At 64.4% G+C, this 20434-nt stretch carries 14 protein-coding genes and 3 pseudogenes; 11 read left to right on the plus strand and 6 right to left on the minus strand.

Going from position 1 to position 20434, the window contains the following annotated elements:
• Nucleotides 1–88: 88 nt before the first annotated feature.
• The 3 genes from ACTJKF_RS04095 to pdxR form a co-directional block, all read right to left on the minus strand.
• Nucleotides 89–523, minus strand: coding sequence for a cupin domain-containing protein (locus tag ACTJKF_RS04095; protein ID WP_440622291.1), 435 nt, complete (start codon nucleotides 521–523; stop codon nucleotides 89–91).
• A gap of 10 nt (nucleotides 524–533) precedes the next feature.
• Nucleotides 534–971 carry a carboxymuconolactone decarboxylase family protein gene (locus ACTJKF_RS04100; protein ID WP_440622292.1) on the minus strand — a complete coding sequence of 146 codons (438 nt, stop codon included), beginning with the start codon at nucleotides 969–971 and terminating at the stop codon, nucleotides 534–536.
• A 96-nt stretch (nucleotides 972–1067) separates the two neighbouring features.
• The gene (gene pdxR / locus ACTJKF_RS04105) at nucleotides 1068–2552 is read right to left on the minus strand and encodes a MocR-like pyridoxine biosynthesis transcription factor PdxR (protein WP_440622293.1); all 1485 of its coding nucleotides are present in this window, start codon (nucleotides 2550–2552) and stop codon (nucleotides 1068–1070) included.
• A gap of 308 nt (nucleotides 2553–2860) precedes the next feature.
• Between pdxR and ACTJKF_RS04110 the strand changes: the two genes are divergently transcribed.
• Both ACTJKF_RS04110 and ACTJKF_RS04115 read left to right on the plus strand, forming a co-directional pair.
• A complete protein-coding gene (locus tag ACTJKF_RS04110) occupies nucleotides 2861–3778 on the plus strand; it encodes a LysR family transcriptional regulator (protein WP_440622294.1) in 918 nt (305 codons plus the stop codon).
• 150 nt (nucleotides 3779–3928) lie between these two features.
• Nucleotides 3929–4678 carry an SDR family oxidoreductase gene (locus ACTJKF_RS04115; RefSeq protein WP_440622295.1) on the plus strand — a complete coding sequence of 250 codons (750 nt, stop codon included), beginning with the start codon at nucleotides 3929–3931 and terminating at the stop codon, nucleotides 4676–4678.
• Between the two features lie 82 nt (nucleotides 4679–4760).
• Here the strand turns inward: ACTJKF_RS04115 and ACTJKF_RS04120 are convergent, their stop codons facing one another.
• Complete coding sequence (locus ACTJKF_RS04120; RefSeq protein ID WP_440622296.1) at nucleotides 4761–6398, minus strand: glycoside hydrolase family 32 protein; 1638 nt, start codon at nucleotides 6396–6398, stop codon at nucleotides 4761–4763.
• Nucleotides 6399–6558: 160 nt separating this feature from the next.
• A complete protein-coding gene (locus tag ACTJKF_RS04125; RefSeq protein ID WP_440622297.1) occupies nucleotides 6559–8139 on the minus strand; it encodes a glycoside hydrolase family 68 protein in 1581 nt (526 codons plus the stop codon).
• Between the two features lie 169 nt (nucleotides 8140–8308).
• On the opposite strand from ACTJKF_RS04125, the gene ACTJKF_RS04130 reads away from it, so the two are divergent.
• The 8 genes and pseudogenes from ACTJKF_RS04130 to ACTJKF_RS04165 form a co-directional block, all read left to right on the plus strand.
• Nucleotides 8309–9343 carry a substrate-binding domain-containing protein gene (locus ACTJKF_RS04130; protein WP_440622298.1) on the plus strand — a complete coding sequence of 345 codons (1035 nt, stop codon included), beginning with the start codon at nucleotides 8309–8311 and terminating at the stop codon, nucleotides 9341–9343.
• Nucleotides 9344–9562: 219 nt separating this feature from the next.
• The gene (locus tag ACTJKF_RS04135; protein ID WP_440622299.1) at nucleotides 9563–12508 is read left to right on the plus strand and encodes a type VI secretion system Vgr family protein; all 2946 of its coding nucleotides are present in this window, start codon (nucleotides 9563–9565) and stop codon (nucleotides 12506–12508) included.
• 3 nt (nucleotides 12509–12511) lie between these two features.
• Entirely contained in the window at nucleotides 12512–14518 is a 2007-nt protein-coding gene (locus ACTJKF_RS04140) for a phospholipase D-like domain-containing protein (protein ID WP_440622300.1), read from the plus strand.
• A gap of 3 nt (nucleotides 14519–14521) precedes the next feature.
• Nucleotides 14522–15829, plus strand: a complete 1308-nt coding sequence (locus ACTJKF_RS04145) for an SEL1-like repeat protein (RefSeq protein WP_440622301.1) — start codon at nucleotides 14522–14524, stop codon at nucleotides 15827–15829.
• A 22-nt stretch (nucleotides 15830–15851) separates the two neighbouring features.
• Nucleotides 15852–16139, plus strand: a complete 288-nt coding sequence (locus tag ACTJKF_RS04150; protein ID WP_440622302.1) for a PAAR domain-containing protein — start codon at nucleotides 15852–15854, stop codon at nucleotides 16137–16139.
• A gap of 709 nt (nucleotides 16140–16848) precedes the next feature.
• Entirely contained in the window at nucleotides 16849–17535 is a 687-nt protein-coding gene (locus ACTJKF_RS04155; RefSeq protein WP_440622303.1) for a type 1 glutamine amidotransferase domain-containing protein, read from the plus strand.
• 213 nt (nucleotides 17536–17748) lie between these two features.
• Nucleotides 17749–18081: pseudogene (locus ACTJKF_RS04160) on the plus strand (oxidoreductase); the annotation flags it as partial.
• A gap of 68 nt (nucleotides 18082–18149) precedes the next feature.
• A pseudogene (locus ACTJKF_RS04165) lies at nucleotides 18150–18650 on the plus strand (oxidoreductase); the annotation flags it as partial.
• Between the two features lie 259 nt (nucleotides 18651–18909).
• Here the strand turns inward: ACTJKF_RS04165 and ACTJKF_RS04170 are convergent.
• Nucleotides 18910–19101: pseudogene (locus ACTJKF_RS04170) on the minus strand (transposase); the annotation flags it as partial.
• On the opposite strand from ACTJKF_RS04170, the gene ACTJKF_RS04175 reads away from it, so the two are divergent.
• Entirely contained in the window at nucleotides 19100–20320 is a 1221-nt protein-coding gene (locus ACTJKF_RS04175; RefSeq protein ID WP_440622304.1) for an RNA-guided endonuclease InsQ/TnpB family protein, read from the plus strand. The pseudogene ACTJKF_RS04170 and the gene ACTJKF_RS04175 overlap by 2 nt on opposite strands.
• Nucleotides 20321–20434: the final 114 nt, after the last annotated feature.

Raw genomic sequence — 20434 nt, forward strand, 5'->3', positions numbered from 1 at the left:
CATCGGCGCGGAACCGGCGGGGCATCCGGCCGGAAAGCAGGCCGGAAAGCAGGCGCGCGGTTGCCACGGCGCGCGCCTGACACAGCGATTACTGATCGATCGGCGACGTCAGCGGCTGGTGTTCGCCGGTCAACCCGAACACGACGAGTTGAGCGGGTTCGGTCGCGCTCGCGTTGCGCGACATCTGGTGGCGCGAGCCGGGCGGCTCGTACCAGCCTTCGCTGGCGCGATAGCGGTGTACCGGGCCGCCGTTCACCTGCGACAGCACTTCGCCCTTCGACACCACCGCGAACACCGAACCGAGGTGCTTGTGCGCTTCGGACGCCTGGCCGGGCGCATAGTCGACGGTCGCGACGACGACGAGCTTGCCGGGCGCTTCGGGCACGGCCTGTTGCATGATCGCGTGCACGGCGTCGCCGGCATCATGCGCGTGGGCGGCGGCCGACAGCACGGCGCCAAGCGCGAGCGTCATGCACAGAACGGCGTGGCGGAACATTGAGCTGGAACTGGAGCGGGAGCGCATCGTCGTCTCCTTACTCGGGCATCTTGCGGAACGCGATCGCGAAGCGGTTCCACGAGTTGATTGTCGCGATCAGCATCGACAGCTCGAACAGCTCCGTGTCGCTGAAGTGCGGCTTCACCGCTTCCCAGACGGAGTCGGGCACGTGGCTGTCGGCGACCAGCGTCAGCGCTTCGGTCCATTCCAGCGCCGCGCGTTCGCGTTCGGTGAAGAACGGCGTTTCGCGCCACGTGACGACGGTCGCGAGACGGCGATCGGTTTCGCCGCCCTTGCGTGCGTCGGTGGTGTGCATGTCGACGCAGAATGCGCAGCCGTTGATCTGCGACGCGCGCAGCCGGACGAGTTCGGCGAGCGGCTTTTCGATCGAGCACTTCGCGAGGAATTCCTCGGCGTTGCGCATCACCTTGATTGCGTTCGGGCTGGCGGTATAGAAATTCAGACGCGGTTGCATGGCAGGTCCTTGTTCGGTTGGGAAGCGCCCGGTGGCGCGACAGGACCCACTTTAAGCGTGTCACTGGCCTGCTTGAATGGCCAATTTCGGGAAAATCTAGGTAACCAGCAGCCCGTCGCCCAGGCTGGCCGAACCCAGCAGCGCGGCCAGTTGCGCGAGCGCGGCGTCGATGCGCAGCGCGTCGATCCCGCCATAGCCGAACAGCAGCCCCGCGCGAGCCGCCGAGCCGACGTGGAACGCCGAGATCCCGTACAGGCCGATGTCGTGCTCACGGGCCACGCGCACCAGCGCGGCCTCGTCGAGCCCCGGTTTCAGGTGGGCGGCGAGGTGAATGCCGGCCGTCGGCACGATCGTGTCGAACCACGGCGCGAGGCCGCCGCGCAGATGCGCGAGTAGCATCTTGCGGCGCGCGTCGTAGTGCTTCTGCACGCGCCGCAGATGCCGCGCGAAATCGCCTTCGAGCATGAAGCGCGCGAGCGCCGCCTGGGTCAGCGTGCAGGTATGCCAGTCGACGATCTGCTTGGCCTTCGCGAGCGCGCCGCGCAGCGCGCGCGGCGGAATCGCGTAGCCGATCCGCAACTCGGGAAAGATCGTCTTCGAAAACGTGCCGACGTACGCGACGAGGCCCGTGCGGTCAAGGCTCTTCAGCGATTCCACCGGGCGGCCCTCGAAGCGGAATTCACCGTCGTAGTCATCCTCGATGATGACCGCGCGGCGGCGCTGCGCCCATTCGAGCAGCGCGACGCGCCGGTCCAGCGTCATCGGCATGCCGAGCGGGAACTGGTGCGACGGCGTCACGTAGACGAGCCGTGCGTCGTCGGGCAGCCGCTCGATGACGAGGCCGTGCGCATCGACCGGCACGCCGATCACCGTCGCGCCGAGCGACGCGAACGCCGCGCGGGCCGGCGGGTAGCCGGGATTCTCGACCGCGACGGCGTCGCCCGGCCGCACGACCACGCGCGCGATCAGGTCGAGCGCCTGTTGCGCGCCTTGCGTGACGAGCACGTCGTCCCAGCCGCAAGCGACCGCGCGGCTGAACGCGACGTAGCGCGCGATCGCGCCGCGCAGTTGCGGATCGCCGGCCGGGTCGTGGTACTGGCCGGGGCCGCGCGCCTGCTGGCGCAGCGCGTGATGCAGGCAGCGGCGCCACGCATCGAACGGGAACAGCGTCTTGTCGGTCACGCCGCCGCGGAAGTCGAACGCGGGCGAGTCCTGGGGCGTCGGCATCGCGAGCGCGTCGGGCAGGTCGTCCCACAGCGCGCGCGCGTCGACGGCATGGAGGGGTAGCGTCGCTTCGACGAGCGACGGCGCCGAGGCCGCTGCCGCATGCGGAACCCGCGCGAGGCCGTCGGCGACGAACGTGCCGTCGCCCGCGCGCGTGTTCAGGTAGCCCTCGGCGACGAGGCGCTCGAACGCGTCGAGCGTCGTCTTGCGCGATACGCCGAGCTGCTTCGCGAGATCGCGCGTCGACGGCAGCCGGGCGCCGCCGTCGAGCCGCCCGTCGACGATCGCGGTGCGCAGTTGCCGGAAGATTTGCCCGGTCAGGTCGTGACGGCCTTCGATGCGGATCGCGATGTCCATCGAAGTGGTTACCTCAAGTGCGGGAATTTGACATTGTTCAGCATACCGGAAGTTCGTGGTCGAATGGGCCCTTGGGAGGGCGCCCAGGCGGGGTCGCGTGCGTTGTGGGGAAGGGCGTGCTGTTACGGCCATGGCGAGCGCAGCCCGCGAGCCGGTCCGGATGCACGAGATCGCCCGTCACGGGGAAGGCCGGCCCCGCATCCACCGCCCACCGGGCGCGGCGCTGTTCGATTGGACCACCGCCCGCCACTGTCTTACGATTCACGAGATCCACGAGATCCACGACAACCCCCGACCGGAGTGCCGCCATGCTGTCCGACGACGAACTCGCGCTGCTCGATGCGATCCGCGCCACCGGCAGCCTGTCGCGGGCGGCCGCGCGGCTCGGCAAGGCGCCGTCGACGGTGTCGCACGCCGCGCGGCAGCTCGAAACGCGTTTCGACGCGCTGCTGTTCGACCGGCGCGGCTACCGGCTGCAGCTCACGCCGGCTGGCCAGTTGCTGACCGACGAGGCGTCGCGTCTCGCGCTGGACGTCGCGCGGCTCACGCAGCGCGTGCGGCAGGTCGCGAGCGGCTGGGAGGACCGGCTGTGGATCGTCAGCGACGAGGTGCTGGAGTTCGATACGCTGCTGCCGGTCGTCCGCGCGTTCGATGCGCTCGATTCCGGCGTGTCGCTGCGCTTCACGCATGAGGTGCTCGGCGGTACCTGGGAAGCGCTGCGCGACGGCCGGGCGGATCTGGTCGTCGGCGCGACCAACGAGCCGCCGGCGATTCCGGGCTTCAAGTGGTTCGAGCTCGGCGCGATGGAATGGGTGTTCGCGGTATCGCCGCGGCATCCGCTTGCGTCGGCGCGTGAGCCGCTGCCCCGGGATGCAATCGGTGCGCATCGCGCGGTCGTCGTCGCCGATTCGTCGCGGCGGGCGGCCGGTCGCGCGTACGGGCTGCTCGGCGGCCAGGCGGTGCTCGCGGTGCCGTCGATGCGCGCGAAGATCCTCGCACAGCGCGACGGGCTCGGCGTCGGCTGGGTGCCGCGCCGGCGGGTCGCGTCGCTGCTTGCGCGCGGCGAACTGGTGGAAAGGCAAACGGCCGATCCGCGCGAACCGAACGTGCTGTACATCGCGTGGCGCGGCGATCGCGACGGCCGCGCGCTGCAATGGTGGCTGGAGCAACTGCGCGAACCGCGGCTCGCGCAACGGCTGCTCGACGGAATCGACGTGACGGGCTGAGGGCCACGAGGGTGAGCGCGGGGACGGGCGCGACAAACCCGTTCGAAAATTCCGAACATGTTTGCCGCGCCGGTCGTATGGCACGGCCGGGCGCCGCGCGCATCCTGTGTTCACGGTCAACTTACCGGTTCGGTTCAACAGGAGAACATCATGCAACGCTTCGAAGGAAAAACGGTACTCGTCACGGGCGGCAACAGCGGCATCGGCCTGGCGGCCGCACGGGCATTCGCGGCCGAGGGCGCGCGAGTCATCATCACCGGTCGCGACGAAGCCACGCTCGCCGCCGCCCGCGAGACGCTCGGCGACGGCGCGCTCGCGATCCGCAACGAGGCCGGCAGCGTCGCGTCGGCGCGGGCGCTGGCGGACGCGATCGCAACGTCCGGCACGCGGCTCGACGCCGTGTTCATCAACGCGGGCGTCGCGAAACTCGCGCCGTTCGCCGATATCGACGAGACGTTGTGGGACCTCGTGTTCAACACGAACGTGAAGGGCGCGTATTTCCAGATCCAGGCGCTCGTCCCGCTGCTGAACCGCGGTGCGTCGATCGTCATCAACGGATCGATCAACGCGCACATCGGGATGCCGGGGTCGTCCGTGTACGCGGCGAGCAAGGCGGCGGTCAATTCGTTCGCGAAGACGCTGTCGACCGAACTGCTGCCGCACGGCGTGCGGGTGAACGTGGTGAGCCCCGGGCCGGTCCAGACGCCGCTGTACGGCAAGCTCGGGCTCGACGCGGCGACGCTCGACGAGACCGCGGAAAAGATCAAGGGGCTCGTGCCGATCGGCCGGTTCGGCACGCCGGACGAGATCGCGTCGACGGTGCTGCACCTGAGCGCGCCGGAGTCCGCGTTCATCGTCGGCGCGGAAATCATCGCGTCGGGCGGGATGGGCTTGCTCTGAGCGTGAACCGGGGCGGGGCTGCATCGCGTGACGTCCGTAGCGACGTCGCGCCGCGCAGCCCCGCCGCCGTCAATGGGGGTCGCTAGCGCGCCCCACAATCGTCAGGGGCCGCGTCGCGCGCGTCGAGCTGCGTTACCGTCAGCCCCGAGAACGTCGCGCTGCCATGCTCGGCGAATACGGCGACGCGATCCGCATCGCGCGGCGCGAGGATCAGATCCGTGAGCACCGCGCGGCCGCCGTTTGCGAACACTTCGACCGAACCGCGGTCGACGACGATTTCGAGCGGTAACCGACCATTGTCGAGCGGCAGGTCGACGATGTGTTCGCGGCTGAACGTATCGGCGAAATCCGTTGCGCCGGAGCGCGAGCGGTCGAGCGTCAGCGTGTGTTTTGCCGCGTCGTAGACGATCCGGGTGCCGATCGCGCCATCCGCCGAGCTCCGCACGATCAAGCCCGCGCGGGCCGCATGCTGTGGCGCGAGCGTCACCGTGATGCGCTGGACGATGCCGCGCGTGGCAGCCGACAGCGCGCGCGTGCCGGAATCGACGCTCAGGTCGCCTTCGTGCACGGCCGGCCTTCCGTCGGCCCATGTGTCGAATGCGGTGGCCGGTGTCACGACGAGCGTCGGTTCGCCGCCGATCGTCTTCAGCGCGAGCTCGCGCGGCAACGTCGCCGCGCCACGCCAGGGCGCCGTCGGCACTTTCGCCGCGTAGTCCCAGTTGCTCATCCACGCAATGGCGACCGGTCGTTTGCCCGGCGAGCCGGAAAACGTGCCGGCCGCATAGAAGTCGGCGCCATGATCGACCCAGCGGAATTGCGCGGGATCGGAGCCGGCCGGCGCGACCCGATCCGGGACGAACACGCGGCCGTCGAAGTCGCCGACGAAATACATCGCGCCGGAACCGCCGGCGATCGACCACGGGTTGACGTTGACGATCATGACCCACTTGATGTGCCGCGGATCGTCGTCGACGGGCAACGGCACGAGATCGGGCATTTCCCAAAGCGCGACCGCGTGCGGCACGTCCGGCAGCGTGAAGTCGCTCAGGAACGACCAGTGGATCAGGTCGCCGGAACGGTAGAGCTTCACGACCTGCGCGTCGGCGACGACGGTCGTCATCAGCCAGTAGCCCCCCGGCGCATACCACGACACCTTGGGATCGCGGAACTGCTTCGACTCGGGATCGAGTGTGAGCACCGGATTGTGCGCATAGGGTTGCCACGTCGCGCCGTGGTCGAGGCTGTATGCGAGCGATTGTGCCTGGGTGCCCGGCGCGTGACCGGATCCGGCCCGGTAGACGCTCGTATAGAGCGCGACGAGCGGCGTTTGGCCCGGTGCGCCGAGACCGGACGTGTTGTGCGTGTCGGCGACGATCGAGCCGGAGAAAATTTCCTCCGTCGCGTTCGCGTGCAGCGCGACCGGCTGCTCGCGCCAGTGGACGAGGTCGGTGCTGGTCGCATGGCCCCACGACATGTTGCCCCAGTCGTGGCCGAGCGGGTTGTACTGGTAGAACAGGTGATAACGGCCGTTTTCATACACGAGGCCGTTCGGATCGTTCATCCAGTTGCGTTGCGGCGTGTAATGCAGCGCCGGTCGCCATTGCGGCGTACTGCCCGCGGGCGGCGCGTCGCACGCCGCGTGTGCGGTCTGCATGCCGGTCGCATACGCGAGCAGCAGGCCGGCGAGCCGGAAGGAAAGGCGGGAAAACGTCGATCTCATGCAAGGTTCCGTGCTCCGCCGTGCGAAGCGGGAAGGAAGGGGCGCAAGCCGCCTGCAACGGCGGCATGCGCGGTCGGGTCCGCGGGACGAAAAAGGCAGGCGCACACGCGACACGCGCGATGCGCGCCTGCGGAACGGGCCGGCTATGCAGCCGAGACCGTTACGGTCGGGTACCCGACCCGCCGTCGTTGTGACCGGCGCCCGTCGCCGGCAGGTTCGACGGGATGTCGCCATACCCGCCGAGACCGCCGCGTCCGTATCCGCGATCGACCGCCGTCGACGTGCCGTTGATGTTGACCTTCACCGTCGGCGCGAGCGTGCCGCCGCGACGCGGGCCGATCGCATCGATGAACGACTCGACGAGCCCGCCCGGCATCACGTAGTGCGAATACGACTGGAACTCGCGCGGGTTCTGGTTCGGGTCCTGCGAATACGGCGCGCCGGCCGGTGCGGAGAAGTCGGTCGGGTTGCCGAGCACGAGGCCGCTGCCGCCGTTCAGCGGCTGGAAGTCGCTGCGGATGCCGTTGCCGACGAAGCCATAGACGCCGTCCGGCCCGTCGACGCCCGCGGCCATCGTCGTGCGGTGGCTGATCGTGAACAGGTAGTACTTGCCGTCTTTCAGGTAGATCTGCGGACGCTCGGTCTGGTCGTCGACGCAGTTCGCCGACAGGATCGGCGGCAGGAACTTCCATTCGGTCAACTGCGGGTTGGTCGCGACCGCCAGGCCGACATTGGCCTTTTGATACACTGCGCCCGAGTTCATCACGGCGTTGAGGTCTTCCCGGTACGGATCGTTCGGCGCGTAGCCGAGATCGGCCTCGGTACAGGTACGGGCGCCGCGCTGGCCGCCCGTATTGCCTTCGAACACCATGTAGGTCTTGCCTGGATGCGCCGGATCGGTGAACACGAACGGATCGCGGAACGAGAAGTAGGTGTTCTGCTGGCCCGTCTGGTAGTAGTTGCCGTCCGGCTGCAGCAGCGCCTTGTGATCGTCGAAGCCGCTGAACCAGACGTGCTTGTCGTCGGCATGGATGTGGCCGTCGGCGCGCGTGATGATCGCCTGCGGCGGCGTGATGTCGGCGCCGCCGGGCGCGGAGCGGTTGAACGACGTCGCGGTGTAATAGAGGCTGACGTTGTCGCCGTTCGTGAGGCGCGCGGATCCCGACCATTCGGCGTTGTTGGTCATCGGCGACGTGCCGAACACCTTGGCGCTCGCACCGTCCGGGAACAGGTGGCCGCCCCAGGTCCAGCCGCCGTTCGCGGGCCGCTGCGACGCGGGAATGCCGGCACGGCGGTAGAAGAAGCCGATGCGTGCATGGACGTGGCGGTCATCGAACGTGTAGCCCGCGTGCGGATCGGCGGTGAGCGAGAAGATTACCTCCCAGCCCTTGTAGCTGAGCTGGTTCGCGCGCAGGTCCGCCAGCGGCCAGGTGTCCCACACCCACACGTTCGAGTTGATCAGCGGGAAATCCTGCGGGATGTCGGGCATCGTCAGCGCTTGCGGCAGCGAATTCCTGTCGGCGCCGGCCGTGTGCGACTGCGCGACGATCTGGCGGATGTCCGCGCGGGTCCAGCGCATCGTGAAGTTACCCTCGGGGTCATATGCCTGCTGCGTGTGCGACGTGGGTGCGGGCGCGCCGGCGGTCTGCGCGTGCGCGGCGGACGCGAAGGCGGCCAGTGCGGCGCCGGCGAGCAGCAAACGTTTGGCCGCAGTCGTGCGGCAAAAAGGAAAGTAAATCATGTCGGCGTTGTTTTCCGTTGACGGTGAAAGGGAACGGCTGACGGCGGCATCGATGTCCAAACCGGTTTGGATGCTATTTCAAACCGGTTTGGACGTCAAAAGATAAATATTTGACGGTAATAACTACCATTCGGAAAGAATTGCCGTTCAAGCGGCCTGGCCGAATGGCATGCACAACGCGAGGAGCGACGTGAAGGTGAATCTGAAGGCGTTGTCGGACGCGCTCGGGCTGTCGCGCACGACGGTCAGTCGCGCGCTGAACGGCTATGACGACGTGAGCGAGGCGACCCGCGAGCGCGTGGCGAAGGCGGCACGCGAACTCGGCTATGTCGCGGATCCGACCGCGCGGCGGCTGGCGACGGGGCGCGCCGATACGATCGGCATCGTGTATCCGTTCGGCGCCGGTGATCTCGGCGATCCGCGTTTTGGCGAAGTCGTCGCGGGCATCACCGAGCGGCTCGCCGAGCGCAGTCTCGACTTCATCATCGCGTCCGCGCGGCCCAACGCCGAACTGGACACGTACCGGCGGCTCGTCGACGGCAAGCTCGTCGACGGGCTGATCGTCGCGCGGACGCTGGTCGACGATCCGCGTCTCGCCTACCTGCGGTCGAATGCGTTTCCGTACGTCGCGTATGGCCGCACGCAAGCCGCCGAGCCTTACGCATGGTTCGATTTCGACAATGAAGCGGGCGCACGCGAGGCGGTGCGGCGTTTGATCGGCTTCGGCCATCGCCGCATTGCAATGATCAGCGCGCCCTTGTCGCTCAATTTCGCGATGCAGCGTCGCGCCGGCTATCTCGCGGCGCTGCGCGAGGCGGGCATCGCGGCCGATCCCGCGCTGCTCGTCGAATGTCCGTTTACGCGCGACGGCGGGCAGCAGGGCGCGCAGGCACTGCTCGCGCGGGCCGAACGGCCGACGGCGCTGCTGGTCGACAACAATATCGCGGGCGGCGGCGCGTTTCGGGCGCTGATCGACAGCGGCCTGCGGCTGGGGCAGGACCTGTCGTTGATCGTCTATGACGGCGTGCCGCCGGACGTCGCGCATCCGTATCGGGTAACGGCCGTGGTGCAACCGACCGGACATGCGACGGGGCGGGCGCTGGCGGAGTTGATGCTGGGGTTGCTCGCGGACGGTGTTTGCGGGCAGCGGCTTGAGATGCCGGTGATCGAGGGCGGAGACACGGATGGGCCGCTGCGCGGCTAGTTGTCCGAAAGAAACGGCGCAATCCTTTATTCCTTCGTGAATTACTCGCGGAACAAGCGCAAAAAATCGTCAAACAAACGGCCGACGAGTTCGGCCAATGTCACGTATTTGCCTTATTGCGGATAAAATCGCGCGAGCGGCAGTATTTGCGACCGCGGACCGTCCTTTTTGCCTTGCATCCTTGTGACGGTCGAACCTGAGAGACAAGGACAAGAACAGATGGCACTCGGACCGACAGATTCGGGGAGTTTGGGATACAGCGACATCTTCGATGTGATCAACCGTGGCCTCATGCAGCATGGCCGTTTGCTGACGCTGCGCACCCCGCTGGGCGATAACGTACTCACGCCCGTTCGCGCGAAAGGCTGGTCGAAGATCGGCCGTGATTATCGCTGGACTGTTGATGCGGTATCCACGCGCGACGACATCGAATTGCTTGCGCTGATGCATCAGCAAGTGTCGTTGTTGATTCAGCAATCGACAACACGCTATGCCGATGCGGAGTATCGTCCGATTCACGGCTTCGTGCATCAGATCAGGCGATTGGGGGCCGATGGTGCGCTATCGCTTTACCAGATCGAGTTCGCGTCCACCCTGTTCTTCTTGGGCGAAGGCCGTGACGATTATTATTGGCTGGACTCGAACGCCGTCCAGAGCATCAGCACCGTATTCGACAAATACCCTCAGTTGCGCGGGCACTACCGGTTCAATCTCAGCAGCCAGCCAAGTACACGCACGTACACGCGACAGAGCGAATCGGATTTGAATTTTGTTCAACGCCTGCTGGAAGACGAAGGGTGGTACTTCCATTGGGAGCATGCGCCCGTCAAGGGTAACGAACCACCGAACACCACGCTGGTGATCGTGGACAGCATCTCGGCGTTGCCGGAAGCGCACGATGTCACGTATTCCCGAAGCAACACGGGCGATGAAATCGACGGCTTGACGCAGTGGGTGATGCAGCAGACCGCACAGCCAATGGAGTTCAAGTCCACGTCGTTCGATCAGGATCGACCGGGTACCAGCTTCGCTGCGAGTAGTCTGATGGAGGCGACGACATACACGGTCCAGCATTACCGGGACAAGGAAACCCTCAGTGTTCCGGGTGTACCTGCAACCGTGTATGAACCGACGACCTTGGGCTATCCGGACTCCGACAGCGGTGGCCGCCGTGCGCGGATTCGGACGCAGGCATGGGACGCAATGGCTCGCCGCTTTATCGGCGTTGGCGGAGTGCGTTGGCTCGATGCAGGGTCGCGGTTCGTGCTGAACGACCATCCACGTCACGATGAGCGCGATCCGAAGGACCGGGAGTTTGTGGCGGTCGAGGCGCACTGGTTCATCCTGAACAACGTACCGTTCGCCCGGCAGGCGGAGGCATTTCCGTTCAGCCTGCAATCGGAGTTCGACCGCATTCAGGCGGAATACGAACAGGCGTCGGTGTCTCGGCCTCATGCGGATGACGGTTCGGTCGGCTTCTTCTTGATAAAGACCGAAGCTCAACGCGCGGATGTCGTGTACCGCAGTCCGCTTGAACACAAGAAGCCGGCGATGCAGGTTGAGCATCTGCTGGTCGGCGCACCGAACGGCGAGGAAGCGTGGACGAACAAGAACAACGAGATTCGTGGCCGATTCGCATGGGACCGGCAGAGTAAGCCGGACGAGTACAACACCTCGCCGTGGATGCGCGTCATGCAGGGCGACACAGGCGACGGCTATGGTGCGGTTCACGTTCCCCGCAAAGGTGAATGGGTTGCTATCGGTTACTGGCAAGGCGACTGTGACCGCCCATTCGTGCTGGGCCGGTTGCCCGGTGGGACCACTCAGCAGCCATGGCATTCGGATGTACTGAAGTCGGGCCAGCAGTCGCGTGGGTTCGGCAATACCGGAGCATACAACGCCCTGATCCACGACGATTCCACGCATCAGGGCGGCCAGCGGCTGACGAGCTATACCGGAGGCACCTATCACCTATTCCACCAGGGATACCTGATTGACCAGACGGGCAATACGCGTGGTGGTTATCGCGGGATTGGCTACAAACTCCATACTGATGCGTTCGGTGCGATGCGGGCGAATCAGGGGATGGCGATCAGCACGCAGCACAAGTCGCCGGACGCCGAACAATTGGACGTGCGAGAGGCGAGTCAGCAACTGTCCCGCGCGGGGAACCTGGTTGATTCGTTGTCGGAAGCCAGCAAGGGGCATCAGGCAGCAGACCTCAAGGCCGGTCACGACGCGTTGAAGCATTTCGCGGACGCACTGGAATTGCCACAGACGCCCGAGGCCAAGGGGGGGCGCACGGCGGGTGGTGGCACCGGCACCGCGAACGCTTTCAAAGAACCCATGATGCTGCTGGACAGCCCAGCGGGAATTGCGGCGTCAACGCAGCAATCGGTGCATTTCGCGGCAGACCAACTCATCAATCTCGTTAGCGGCCAGACCACGACTGTCGCGTCGGGGCAGTCGTTGATCATTGCGGCCCTCAACCTGATCAGCCTCTTTGCGCAGAACGGCGGCATGAAGGCCATCGCCGGGAAGGGCGACATCGATATTCAGGCGCATGCGGGTGTGATCGACCTGGCGGCTCAGTTGGCGTTGCATATCCGCTCGGTTACCGATGTGATCGAGGTAGCGTCCGGAAAGGAAATCCGGATCTTATGCGGTGGCGCAGTTGTCCAGATCAGCCAGGACGGCAGCATCAATATCCACTCGCCAGGCAAGATCGACTTCAAGGCAGCAAGCTATTCGTTCGCCGGCCCGGCGCGGGTCGATATCACGAACCCCGCGTTTAAGGATTCCCCAGTCCAGAAGCTGTCGCTGAACACGTTCGCGTCGCCTTCCTCGACCAGTGTTGCCCCGGTCGGAATGCCCTATAAGCTGTATGCCGATGGCGCACTGGTTAAGCAAGGCGTGTTCGATAAGTCCGGGCAGTTGCCTATCGATCACCACGTGGCGACGCAGAAATACACGCTTGAACTGGCGAATGGTGATCGGCACGACATTCCGGTGCCGGGCGAGTACCGCGACGCGGCAAACGGGGCGCTCGCGAACCGGGGCATCCAGTTCCATGAGGGACAGCCGGACACCGACACTGCAGCGGCAGACCGCGCAGCGCACCGGCAGATTTATGGCGATCTGCTCAATCCCTCTTCGGAAGCATAGTTCATGGCAAACAGTTCACCTGCTTCGGATGCCTTCGTCGCAACGACGCCCATCGCGCTGAATCACACGAACAGCGGAACCGTCACTTTCCGCTGGTTCGTGCAAAAGACCGAATACAACCCTGCTGCCGCGACCTTTCGTCCGCTTGTGAACGGTGAGGAAGCATTTGGTCACGTGTACGAGCAGATTTCGAAGGCGCGGCACTCCATCGATATCATCTGCTGGGGTTTTCAGCCCTCGATGATGTTCAAACGCGACGGCCAAGGAGTCGGCATCGGGGAACTGCTGCGCCAGAAGGGGGAAGCTGGCGTCAAGGTGCGGTTGTTGGTCTGGCGTGATCCGGCGTTCGTGTCGGAACTCAGCGAAAACAACATGCCCGGCAACGACATCGCGACGGATGTCAAACAACGGCTGCCGGATTCCGCCTACGAGAAGTTCTCGATGATGTCGCGTGACTACCAGACCGATCAGCAGCGCAAGATCGATGAGGAATGGTACCGGCGCGCGAACCTGCACAACGTTTCGCTCAACCTGCCGGCAGGGCCGCGCGATGTATATATCGCGGCCAAGGGCGCGTTGTACCAAAAGGAAGCATTCAGAAACATAGACTTTGCGACACGCGGTTTCAGTGCAGTCAATCGCGCCGAAATTGCGTGGCATACGTTCTGGCATGGAAAGGACCGGGACCGCGATGTGATGACGCGCGCGCAGAACAGTGCATCGATGGGACTGGCCGAACCGACGCATCACCAGAAAATGGTGCTTGTCGATTACGAAGACCCGGAGAATGCACGTGGCTTCGTCATGGGGCACAACATGCTCGACCAGTACTGGGACACGAACGATCACAGCTACGTGCGCAAGACGCCGACAACGGGCCGTAACGGACTTTCGCCATGGCAGGATATCTCTGCGTGGGTGACGGGACCGGTGCTACGCTACCTGAACGAGAATTTCTGTCAGGCGTGGGACGATGCAACCGGTCAGGGGCTTGCTGAGAAACGCAAGGGTTTGCACACGCGACTGAAGGTGCGAATCGATCCAGGTGGCGACACCCGGGTCATGTCGCAGATACTGCGCACGCAGTCGCAGAAGGGCAAGCGCGACATCGAGAAGCTGTATCTTCAGGCCGTCAATAACGCGACGCAGCACGTCTTCATCGAAAACCAGTATTTCCGGTGGGTGCCGCTCGCGGAGAAGATCAAGGCGGTCGCGGTGCAGCAACAGAAGTGGGGGCGGGATTCCGGCAAACACGGCATGGTGTATCTGTTCGTGATCACGAACTCCACCGATGCGGCGGTGAGTACGGGAACGCTGAACACGTATCGCATGCTGGATGCGTTGGGACAGGCGAAATCGATGCCGGGCGTGGGAGCGATCTTGCAGGAGAGCGACCGCCAAGCCGACCTGAGAAAACAATTTTCCGACGTGGTGAGCAAACAGCAGGATGCCGGGCAGGAATATCTGGGTGCGCTTCAGATGCAAGGCATGGCGAACACACCAGCGACCACGCAGGCAGTTGCGCAGGCGAAGCAAAAAGTCGCTCAACTCAAGGCGCAGCGTGCCGGGATCGAGTCGCAGATGAAAGGACCGGCGCACCCGGTGATGAACCGCGACTACCCGGGGCTCAAGGTACATGTCTGTACGTTGGTTGCGCCGGATTCGCCGCCCGGAAAATGGGAGCCGGTGTACGTACATGCCAAGCTGATGACGGTTGACGACACGTTCACAACCATCGGTTCGGCGAACATCAACACGCGTAGCATGGAAGCGGACAGCGAACTCAACATTTGCCATGAACATGGCGATGTGACGAAGCGACTGCGGCAACAGTTGTGGAATCTGCACACTGGTGGGAAGGGAGCGCAGGATGATCCCCAAGAAGCGTTTAAGAATTGGGAACTTCTCATAAACAACAACGCCGATTTTCAGAGGGCTGGCGACCAGTCCCCCGCTGCATCTCTAATCGGCTTTATGCGAACCTCGAACAAGATTACCCGTTCCGACTGATTCATGAACCGATATGCCATCATCATTGCGCTTGCTCTAGTAGCCTGCGCTTGCACGAAAAAGGAAGCGCCAGTGACATCATTGCCAGATATGAGCGCCGTGCGTGCGAATCTCGCTTTTACCTGCACGCATCAGGCCGATCACTTGCCGTCGCTTGATCCGCAGGCAGACAGTCTGTTCCGCTACGCGCGTTATTTGGAAAAGCGGGACGGTCCGAAAGATTTCAACGAGGTTGCGCGCTATTACCGGATCGCGGCGGCGCACGGGCACTACAAGGCCAACCAAAACCTTCAGTCGCTGATTTCTGACGGTTTGGCGGACTCGCCCGATGCACCGAAGGAAACGGTGGCGCTTGCTGTGCGATTGATCCAACAAGGCATCCCATCGGGCTATTACGACATCGGCCACTATCTCGAAACGGGGTACGGACTGGGGCAGGATGCCGAGATGGCGCTGCGGTATTTCCGGAAGGCCGCCGATCTCGGAAACCCGGAAGCGCAGACATATGTTGCGGAGTTGCTGGCCCCTCATGACAAGGCCCCGGATATTGCGCGCCAGATGCGTCGGTGTGCGACTGACCAAGGGTACGGTGAGGCAGCCAACGCGCTGGGAATTAATTTAAAAAATAACGCATCGTATAGCGATGCGGTCGATGCCTTTCAGAAGGGGGTAGCGGCAGGCAGCACCCAAGCGGCTTTGGCGCTCGAAAATGGGTTCAAGGCGCCCCCTCAGTCTGATCGACTTTCATATCTGTCTCTTCCAAATGATATGGAGCGGACACGCCGATACGCGTTGATCGGTAAGTTCATCGACAGTAACGACGGACGCAATCCCAAGGTTCCGGACATCGACAAGATCGTGCCCCTTCCTCCCGCAAAACTTCCGCCTTGGGATGGCACGTTCCAATGGCAGAAGGAGCAGGACGCCGCTGTCCCGCCGCAGAAGCCGTCGGACGAGATGGTCAATGAGATGGCGAAGGCTCAAAATCTCGATCCGAAAACTGGTTTGCCGCTCGAAGGGAAGACCGAGAAGATTTCGCAACAAGATCAGCCACAGACCCTTGCGGCACGTCTGCCGTTAGGGACCGTTGCGCGCACCGGCCAGCAGTGCCCGGAAGACGGCGTATGGTGCGCAAAACTCGATGCTGGTCAGATCGGCGATGCGACACGCCGGTTTCTCAAAGGCGACTCATTGCCGTCCGTCATCGTCCATGAACCGCGTCGGCTGCCAGTTCTCGACAGCATGATGGGTACGCGGCAGCACATGGTATCGGTCGCATGGGAACTCGTTGCCTACCTCGACCACGCTTGATTTTGAATACACCACGTAAATCATGACTCGATACCTGATCCTCGACGGTGATCACACGACCGTGGCCGGAACAGTCCGGGCAAAGGCGGCGCCGTTCATACTGGACGGTAAGCATATCGCCCACGAAAACGACGACGTGGTTTGTCCGGCCTGCAAATCGATCGGCAAGATTCAATGCGAAGGCCCGCGACTTCCGATGACAGGACCAGACGGCAGGCGGGTCGCGCTGAGCGACGATCTGTGTATTTGCAAGTGCCCGGCGCCGCCGAAGCTCGTCGCATCGCAGCAGGTCATGTCGGTGGATGTGTGATGCCGTGATCTATCGGCAACTGTCGACGGCGATGGAGCGCCAGGCTAGGGCCTGTTCACGCTAATAACGGGCTTGCGAACGTGCCTTTCCGCCCGCAGGGCAAGGAGAGAGGAGGCGCAATAGCCGTAGCTATTGCAACGACGAACGACGCCGCAATGCGGGCGGAAAGGCACGTTCCCCTGTTTGGAAGAAAATCATTCGTGGGGCTGCCCCCCAGAAGGGCCGATCGCCGCGTCATGCTCCTCGCTAATACGTCGAGTATTCGCTTCGTCGCATTCCTTGCGCTCGGCCCTTCTGGGGGGCAGCGCAAGCCCGTTATTAGCGTGAACAGGCCCTAGCAGTGAGACGAGATTTCGAAAAGCCATGACAGTTGGAGGGATGAAGGATTGTTCGCTAGACGACCGGTCTAATCCAGGGCTATCATCCAGCCTCATGAATGCGACGTCGTCCCCGGCGTGCGGCGCAGACGCGAAAATGCCATATCGCGCTGCGATGCTGACCGTGCAGGGGAGGTCGTCGTTTTTTTGAGGTTTAAACTAGACGACTGGTCTAATAGTCGCGAGCGACAAACATTTTCGACACGCGGCCGGCACGTTGACGCGCGCCAGCGGCCTAACGGGCAGGCGCGCCGTCGTCGTCGGCACGCGGCGTGCGTCATGCTGGCCGCCACGACGCGGCCCCGTTCCCCATTTCGAAGGAGTGTCCGATCATGAAGATTCTGGTAGTCCTGACCTCGCACGACACGCTTGGCGACACCGGCAAGAAAACCGGCTTCTGGCTCGAGGAACTGGCCGCGCCGTACTACGCGTTCAAGGATGCGGGCGTCGAGCTGACGCTCGCGTCGCCGAAGGGTGGCCAGCCGCCCCTCGACCCGAAAAGCAGCGATCCGGCCGCGCAGACCGACGCGACGCGCCGCTTCGACGCCGATCCGGCGGCCAAGGCCGAGCTCGCGGCCACCCACAAGCTGGCCGACGTGTCGATCGACGATTACGACGCGGTGTTCTATCCGGGCGGCCATGGCCCGTTGTGGGATCTCGCCGAGGATCTGCATTCGATCGGCCTGATCGAGCGCGCGCTGTCGGCCGGCAAGCCGGTCGCGGCCGTGTGCCATGCGCCGGGCGTGCTGCGCCACGTGAAGGATCCGAAGACCGGCGAGTCGGTCGTGCGCGGCAAGCGTGTGACGGGCTTCACCAACAGCGAGGAAGCGGCCGTCGAGTTGACGGAAGTGGTGCCGTTCCTCGTCGAGGACATGCTGAAGACCAACGGCGCGCAGTTCGAGCGCAGTGCCGACTGGGCGCCGCATGTCGTCACCGACGGGCGGCTGATCACGGGGCAGAACCCCGCGTCGTCGGAGCCCGCGGCCGAGGCACTGCTCGCGCAGCTCGGCCGTCAGTAAGCCGGCCTGGCGCCGGCATGACCGGCGCCAGGCTGTTTCCGCCGCCTGGCACGACCTGCCCGGCGGCGGCCCGAATCGTTCCGCCGTGCGCATCGCGCGGTGGATCATCCAGTCGTTTCGCAGAACCAAGCAAAGGAGTGGTGGATGTCTGCCTTGTTCGAACCGTTCAAACTCAAGGATGTCACGCTGCGCAACCGCATCGCGGTGCCGCCGATGTGCCAGTACGTCGCCGAAGACGGCGTCGTCAACGACTGGCATCACGTGCATCTGGCCGGCATCGCGCGCGGCGGCGCGGGCCTCGTGATCGCGGAGGCGACGGCCGTGTCACCGGAAGGGCGCATCACGCCGGGCTGCGCCGGGCTGTGGACCGATGCGCAGGCCGAGGCGTTCGCGCCGTCGGTCGCGGCGATCAAGGCGGCCGGCGCGGTGCCGGGCATCCAGATCGCGCATGCCGGCCGCAAGGCGAGCGCGAACCGTCCGTGGGAAGGCGACGATCACATCGCCGACGGCGATCCGCGCGGCTGGCAGACCATCGCGCCGTCGGCGCTGCCGTTCGGCGCGCACCTGCCGAAGACGCCGCGCGCGATGACGCACGACGACATCGCCCGCGCCGCGTGCAGGCCGACTTCGTCGCATCGGCGAAGCGCGCCCGCGATCTCGGCTTCGAATGGCTCGAGCTGCACTTCGCGCACGGCTATCTCGGCCAGAGCTTCTTCTCCGTGCATTCGAACCAGCGCGACGACGCGTACGGCGGTTCGGCCGAGAACCGCGGCCGTTTCCTGGTCGACACGCTGAAGGCCGTCCGCCAGGTGTGGCCGGAGCATCTGCCGCTGACCGCGCGTCTCGGCGTGATCGAATACGACGGCCGCGATGAAGCGACGCTCGCCGAGTCGATCGCACTGACGCAGCGGATGAAGCGGGAAGGGCTCGACATGCTGAGCGTGTCGGTCGGGTTCTCGACGCCCGACGCGCAGATTCCGTGGGGCCCGGCGTTTCTCGCACCGGTCGCGGAACGCGTGCGCCGCGAGGCCGGCTTGCCGGTGTCGTCCGCATGGGGCATCGACACGCCGCAACTCGCCGAGCGCGTCGTCGCCGAACAGCAGCTCGACCTCGTGATGGTCGGCCGCGCGCACCTGGCCGATCCGCACTGGCCGTACTACGCGGCCAGGCAGCTCGGCGTCGAGCGTCCGTCGTGGATGCTGCCCGCGCCGTATGCGCACTGGCTCGAACGCTATCGCGTCGCGGACAAGGTAGCCTGAGTACGCGTTGCCGCGGGTCGCGGCGTTCGCGGCTCGTATTTGACCCGGTGCGCGACAAGCCCCGCCGTTCATGGCGGGGAAGGATAGCGCGGACTGCGTAGCCGTCCTTGGTTTTTCAGTGCAGTGTCTGCTGTTGCTCGACGTACTGGAGCACGACGGAAATCGACGCACGGCCGCAGCTTGAGGCGAAGTAGGACGGCGACCACAGCACGCCCTTCCAGTAGCGTTTCTGGATGTCCGGTCGTTCCTTGCGCAGCAGGCGGCTGAACACGCCCTTGAGGCTGTTCACCAGGTATGATCGAGCCATGCAACGACTTCAAGCCTTCAAATACGAACTGATGCCAGACGGCCGGCAGGAGCGGCAAATGCGCCGCTTCGCTGGCTCATGCCGGTTTGTGTTCAACAAGGCACTGGCGTTGCAGAAGGAACGCTACGAGCGAGGCGAGAAGAAGCTCGGCTACGCCGGGCTGTGCAAGCAGCTCACCGAATGGCGCAACGGCACGGAAACGCCGTGGCTGGCCGATGCCCCGACGCACCCGCTGCAACAGTCGCTCAAGGATTTGGAGCGCGCCTACACCAACTTTTTCGCCAAGCGGGCCGACTTTCCGCGCTTCAAGAAGAAAAGTCAGTCCGACAGCTTTCGCTATCCCGACCCGAAGCAGATCAAGCTCGATCAGGCCAACAGCCGAATCTTCCTGCCCAAGCTTGGCTGGTTGCGCTACCGCAATAGCCGGGAAGTGTTGGGCGAGGTAAAGAACGTCATCGTCAGCCTGGCGGGCGGCAAGTGGTCTGTGTCGATTCAGAGCGAACGCGAGGTCGCGCAGCGGATTCCAAGCGGTGGCGCGGTCGGCATTGACATGGGCATCGCCCGCTTCGCGACGCTTTCGGACGGCACGTTTTACGCACCACTCAACAGCTTCAGGCGGCACGAGACGGCATTGCGCAAAGCGCAGCAGGCGTTGAGCCGCAAGACGAAATTCAGCAGCAACTGGAAGAAGGTGAAAGCCCGCGTCCAGCGCATTCATTCCCGCATTGGCAACGCCCGCCGCGACTACCTGCATAAGACCACGACCACGATCAGCCAAAATCACGCGATGGTGTGTATCGAGGACTTGCAGGTGCGGAACATGTCCAAGTCGGCGGCGGGTACGATCGGGCAGCCGGGCAGAAATGTTCGGGCCAAGTCTGGCCTGAACAAATCCATTCTGGATCAGGGCTGGTTCGAGTTCCGCCGCCAACTGGATTACAAGCTGGTGTGGAACGGCGGGCATCTTGTCGCCGTACCTCCGCAGAACACGAGCCGGACGTGTCCGTGCTGCGGCCATGTGTCGAAAGACAACCGCCAGACGCAAGTCCAGTTCGAGTGTGTGGAATGCGGATTCGAGGAAAACGCCGATGTGGTCGGCGCGATCAATGTTCTCAGGGCGGGACACGCCCGTTGCGCCTGTGTAGTGAGCGGTGCGGTAAGGCCGCCAGCAGCAGGAACTCACCGAAGCGACCCAGGGGCAGCCCAATGCCGCGCCTGAGCGCCGTAGGAATCTCCGGCCTTCAGGCCGGGGAGGATGTCAAGATGCTTGGCACTGCGTGTGCGTGCCATGGCGGCGCCGATGGATAGAATGGCGGTTCGTACAGGCTTCCGG

The organism is Burkholderia sp. 22313, from assembly GCF_052045245.1.
In the GTDB taxonomy this organism is placed as follows: Bacteria; Pseudomonadota; Gammaproteobacteria; order Burkholderiales; family Burkholderiaceae; genus Burkholderia.

Excerpts from the sequence above, each read along its gene's own strand:
- ACTJKF_RS04095 (WP_440622291.1), bottom strand. The coding sequence starts at position 523 with ATGCGCTCCCGCTCCAGTTCCAGCTCAATGTTCCGCCACGCCGTTCTG.
- ACTJKF_RS04155 (WP_440622303.1), top strand. The coding sequence starts at position 16,849 with ATGAAGATTCTGGTAGTCCTGACCTCGCACGACACGCTTGGCGACACC.
- ACTJKF_RS04130 (WP_440622298.1), top strand. The coding sequence starts at position 8,309 with ATGCACAACGCGAGGAGCGACGTGAAGGTGAATCTGAAGGCGTTGTCG.
- pdxR (WP_440622293.1), bottom strand. The coding sequence starts at position 2,552 with ATGGACATCGCGATCCGCATCGAAGGCCGTCACGACCTGACCGGGCAA.
- ACTJKF_RS04175 (WP_440622304.1), top strand. The coding sequence starts at position 19,100 with ATGCAACGACTTCAAGCCTTCAAATACGAACTGATGCCAGACGGCCGG.
- ACTJKF_RS04135 (WP_440622299.1), top strand. The coding sequence starts at position 9,563 with ATGGCACTCGGACCGACAGATTCGGGGAGTTTGGGATACAGCGACATC.
- ACTJKF_RS04145 (WP_440622301.1), top strand. The coding sequence starts at position 14,522 with ATGAACCGATATGCCATCATCATTGCGCTTGCTCTAGTAGCCTGCGCT.
- ACTJKF_RS04110 (WP_440622294.1), top strand. The coding sequence starts at position 2,861 with ATGCTGTCCGACGACGAACTCGCGCTGCTCGATGCGATCCGCGCCACC.
- ACTJKF_RS04125 (WP_440622297.1), bottom strand. The coding sequence starts at position 8,139 with ATGATTTACTTTCCTTTTTGCCGCACGACTGCGGCCAAACGTTTGCTG.
- ACTJKF_RS04150 (WP_440622302.1), top strand. The coding sequence starts at position 15,852 with ATGACTCGATACCTGATCCTCGACGGTGATCACACGACCGTGGCCGGA.
- ACTJKF_RS04115 (WP_440622295.1), top strand. The coding sequence starts at position 3,929 with ATGCAACGCTTCGAAGGAAAAACGGTACTCGTCACGGGCGGCAACAGC.
- ACTJKF_RS04120 (WP_440622296.1), bottom strand. The coding sequence starts at position 6,398 with ATGAGATCGACGTTTTCCCGCCTTTCCTTCCGGCTCGCCGGCCTGCTG.
- ACTJKF_RS04100 (WP_440622292.1), bottom strand. The coding sequence starts at position 971 with ATGCAACCGCGTCTGAATTTCTATACCGCCAGCCCGAACGCAATCAAG.
- ACTJKF_RS04140 (WP_440622300.1), top strand. The coding sequence starts at position 12,512 with ATGGCAAACAGTTCACCTGCTTCGGATGCCTTCGTCGCAACGACGCCC.